Source organism: Aquimonas sp., from assembly GCF_044377145.1.
Lineage (GTDB): Bacteria > Pseudomonadota > Gammaproteobacteria > Xanthomonadales > Xanthomonadaceae > Aquimonas.
The window spans coordinates 1-4,054 of record NZ_JBILJQ010000155.1; the positions used below are offsets into that span (position 1 = coordinate 1).

Sequence of the window (4,054 nt, forward strand, 5' to 3'; positions counted from 1 at the left end):
CGCGTACCACTGCTGCAGGAAGTGGATCCGCAGCATCACTTCCGGCGACATCGGTGGCCGTCCGGCCTTGCCGCTCTTGGGGTAGTGTTCTTCGATCAACACCAGCAGAGCCTTCCAAGGCACCACCTGCTCCATCTCTGCAAGGAACTTTTCGCGACGAGTCTGCTTCTTCTTCGCGGTGTAAGCCAGGGAGTCGAAGGTGGTCTGCTTCATCGGCTGAACATTCTGCGGGTGGTGGGCTATGGTAGCTGTCGGGACGGATAAATCAGAGCTTCCTTAGGGTAGGTGTCTTCGTCGCACGCTTACATACAGTATCCTGCGAAGCGGCGAAGATCCTCTTCTTCGATCGTATCTGAGGCGTCAGAACTGTTATGGCCTTCCAATGCATATCCTGATACTTGCACACGAATTCCCACCGGTAGTGGTTGGCGGTATTGGAACGTATCTCGGCCAGTTGGCTAACGGGTTAGCCTCAGAAGGAGTGCGTCTCTCTTTCGCGATTGGCGGTAGTGGCCTGCACCCTAGTATCATTGAAGCGAACCGACAGGTGCATTTCTACCATCCAAAGGTCGACCTACTGACCCTCGGGAGCGAGCGTTTCGGCTTGTTTTCCGACCTCATCGCTGATGAGGTTGCGCATCGATGCGAAGCAGAGCAGAGTATTCCGGACATCATCCACTGCAACAATTGGTTTACCTTCCGCTGTGCTCACCGACTGCGCCAGCGCTGGGGTCGGCCAATTGTGTCCACGGTCCATTCTCTGGAGCATCTCTTCACGAGGCGCTGGGGTGTCGACACACTTGCTTTCATTGTTGAGCTGGAGCGTGAGCTGTGCCGCTCCAGCAATTTGGTAATTGGCGTCAGTCAGTCGGTTGCGGAAGATGTGCGAAGGGTTCATGCAGAGTCGAATGTCATCGTGATACATAATGGTGCGGCGCCCTGGCCAAGAGTTGACCCTAAAGCGTACAAGGAAGTCGCTGGGCTGTGCCCCGATGAAGTAGTAGACGATGGATCCCTGAGAAAGCTGATCATTTTTGCTGGACGACTGGTTCCGCAGAAGGGCCTGCGTTTTCTCCTGCATGCGTTTAGGCACATCTGTACTTCGCGCGACGACCTCAGGCTAGTCGTCGCAGGCGACGGCCCCGAAGACCACGCGGAGGCACTCAGAGAGTTCTCGACATCAGATCCGATTCTGGCGTCGACGACTCGGCTAGTGGGCAAACTTGACCGAGCGCAATTGCGTGCGCTGTACGCTCGATCAGCCGTTGCAGTGGTCCCTTCCTTGTACGAGCCATTCGGTTATGCTGCCATAGAGGCAATGGCCGCAGGAGTACCGCTCGTTGTCAGTCGAGTCGGCGGGCTTGTCGAGATTGTTCAACACGGCCAAAGCGGGGTGCATGTAGAGATACAAATCGATTCCGACGGTTATGCCCGAATCGATGCGGATGAACTTGCAGCCGCCATCGTCGATTTAGTCGACGACCCTGCCAAGGCGCAACGTATTTCAGAAGCAGGCCGCGCACGAGCCGCTGAGTTTACCAGTGCGCGAATGGCAGACCTAACATTGCGGGCCTACCGAAGCCTGCTTGACCCTTCATATTCGCCTTTGTCGTCGAACGTTGCCAGGTGCAGTTGATATTGGGCCGGCAAGCACGCGTTCGAATTTTCTGAGTCAGCGCCCCTTAGGGCTAGTGGCGAGATGGAGCGCCCAGTTCGCCGCCTGAAACTTGCCGACTCGTTGGAATTGACCTCGCGTATTTTTGAGGGCCTCCGCTTACTAATAATGACTAGCCGCATCCTTCCATATCGCGCCCACTGTTTGCGTCAGTCAATGATCGCTGGCGTCGCCCATATCGGCGTAAGTGTGCGGCGATGAAACCTGCCCTAACGGTGCAAGTTCTGCTGGACGCGCAGCCTTTGCCGGCGTCCAGCCCTGCAACGGCAGCAACAGGTCGATGTCGCTGTTGGGCGCGTTGGTCAGGCGTCGAGCACGTAGCTCAGCCAGGCGTGGGGGCACATGCCGTTGGCCTTTGCGGTGGAGATCAGGCTGATGAGCGCCTCAGCCCGCTAGCCGGCGCGGGCGGCGCCGATGAACAGCCAGTTCTTGCGGCCTACCGCTATCGGGCGAGTCGCGTCTTCGATCGGGTTGTTGTCGATTGGCCGGCCACCGTCGTCGATGTGTCGGTGAATCGGGACCTGCGCATGTGTTCCTCGCTTATCTCAGGAGCCATCCTCTCAACTTTCAACTGGTCCGAGAATAGCCGGGCAGGTCAGATTGCATCGCTGCCTACCGCCAGCCAGACCACAATGTGAGCATAGGGCTGGTGGAAGGCTTGAACAGAAAAATCCGCGTGATCCAAGGAATCGCCAACGGCTACCGTGACGAGGCCTATCTCAAGCTTAAGATCATTCCCAGCTTCCTGCCCGCGCTACCCGAAAATGCACGTCTACACCCGCACTGACCCGCGAAGAGCCAGTTAATTTAACAGCAACAGTTTGCGCGCTATTCGCGCGCGAAAGTCTAAAGCAAATCGGTTGCGAATGTGCTGCTGAAACCCGAGCCAGCGGAATGACTTGTGAGTGGATCGCGGATGCAAAGAAAGGCTCATCAGCTCGTCGATCTCCTCGCGCGTCCCGAATTCCGCGACCGCGACGTTGAAGTACGCGCTCCACGTGTGCACGACCAAACCAGGTCCGGGGACCTCCCGGGTCGCATATTCGTGGTAGTAAGGCGCAACGCTAGGCTCAAGGAAGCTGAGCTCTTTCAGACCTGCCATTACGACGAAGAACCGGGCGCAGACCTCCTCGGCGAACCAGAACTGGCCTTTCTCGAGGGGATTTGGCAGCAGTCCGCTTGTGAACGTGCGAAGCAGGTTTACGAGGCGCGGTATGTGCCGGGCAATTTCGCGCTGGAAGCCTTGCTTGAAGATCATCACGCCCGAGTTGAAATGGCCCATTGGCGTGACCCCGATGAGCCGCGCGAGGTCCTCGATCTTGCGCGCGTAACCCGGAATCTCGTGCGCGAATACGATGCCCCATTTGTGTGGGGGGTTGGACCAGTAGCCTCCGAAGTCTCGCGCTGCGAATTTTGTATCCCCCGCGGAATCGAACAATTGGTCGACGTCATCAAAAACGAAAGTGTCGGTGTCGAAATAAGCGACCTCGTCGTATTGGTCGGCAAGCTCGGCGACCGCGTGCCACTTCAGGAAGCTTGGCGGTGCAATACTCGGCATGGCGTGGCGCATACGCTTCGCCTCGTGTACATGGAGATGCGGGTCCGCAGCCGCGAGCACCGATATTGGCGTGATATCTCCATCCAAATAAACGTGGACCGGCATGTGGCGATTGAACCGTCGCAGACGTTGAAGCGCGAATCGGAAGCCGAACAAGCAACGGGCGTCTTCATCGAAGGTGAATACCACGGCACGGCTGGTCATCTGAATACTCTCTGTAGGTGTCAGATCCCGGACGATCACACACCTGCTTGACGAAGGGTTCCGGGTGGGTGGATTGCCAGCGCTTCAGCGCCTGAATAAGAGTTTCGTGGTTCAGCGCATTCTGCAGCAAGTGATGGTTGTAGAGCCAGACATAGCTGTAGGTCCACGACGAATACATACTGGGCGGATTCAACTCGGAATCGCAACCCGCTTCTTGAGGGCTTCGGCGAAGGCCTCGTGAGGGGTGCGCCAGCCTAGCGTCTTCCTCGGCCGGCTGTTGATCCTGCGCTCGATCTTTTGAAGCCGCTCGTCTATGACTGCCGCGAAGGTGGTGCCCTTGGGCAGGTAGTCGCGGACCAGCCCGTTGCCGATTTCGTTCGAGCCACGCCGCCACGACGCGTAGGGCTCGGCAAAGTAGAAGTCGGCCTTGCAGGCGATCGCGATGATCTCGTGCTTAGCAAACTCCTTTCCGTTGTCCGCGGTGAGCGTGTGCACCAGGTGCTGGATGGGCGCCAGCGTGCCGATGATGGCGCGGCTCACAGCCTCTGCGGTCCACTGCGACACGCGCCGGATCAGGTGCAGGCGCGAGCGCCGCTCTGTCAGCGTCACCAGCACCT

General features: G+C 58.0%; 6 protein-coding genes. 2 read left to right on the forward strand and 4 right to left on the reverse strand.

The features are described 5' to 3' along the window. The coding region (locus tag ACIQ7H_RS21925) for a transposase (RefSeq protein ID WP_395795579.1) at nt 1-213 on the reverse strand (213 nt) is incomplete at its 3' end. A gap of 169 nt (nt 214-382) precedes the next feature. Between ACIQ7H_RS21925 and ACIQ7H_RS21930 the strand changes: the two genes are divergently transcribed. After that, entirely contained in the window at nt 383-1,636 is a 1,254-nt protein-coding gene (locus tag ACIQ7H_RS21930; protein ID WP_395795581.1) for a glycosyltransferase family 4 protein, read from the forward strand. Nucleotides 1,637-2,067: 431 nt separating this feature from the next. On the opposite strand, the gene ACIQ7H_RS21935 is transcribed toward ACIQ7H_RS21930, so the two are convergent. After that, nucleotides 2,068-2,190, reverse strand: coding sequence for a transposase (locus ACIQ7H_RS21935; protein WP_395795589.1), 123 nt, complete (start codon nt 2,188-2,190; stop codon nt 2,068-2,070). A 119-nt stretch (nt 2,191-2,309) separates the two neighbouring features. Between ACIQ7H_RS21935 and ACIQ7H_RS21940 the strand changes: the two genes are divergently transcribed. Then, nucleotides 2,310-2,462, forward strand: a complete 153-nt coding sequence (locus ACIQ7H_RS21940) for a transposase (protein WP_395795583.1) — start codon at nt 2,310-2,312, stop codon at nt 2,460-2,462. A 15-nt stretch (nt 2,463-2,477) separates the two neighbouring features. Here ACIQ7H_RS21940 and ACIQ7H_RS21945 read toward each other — a convergent pair whose 3' ends face one another. Continuing rightward, a complete protein-coding gene (locus tag ACIQ7H_RS21945; protein ID WP_395795585.1) occupies nt 2,478-3,437 on the reverse strand; it encodes a hypothetical protein in 960 nt (319 codons plus the stop codon). A gap of 189 nt (nt 3,438-3,626) precedes the next feature. After that, on the reverse strand, nt 3,627-4,054 hold a 428-nt coding region (locus tag ACIQ7H_RS21950; RefSeq protein ID WP_395795587.1), incomplete at its 5' end, for an IS30 family transposase.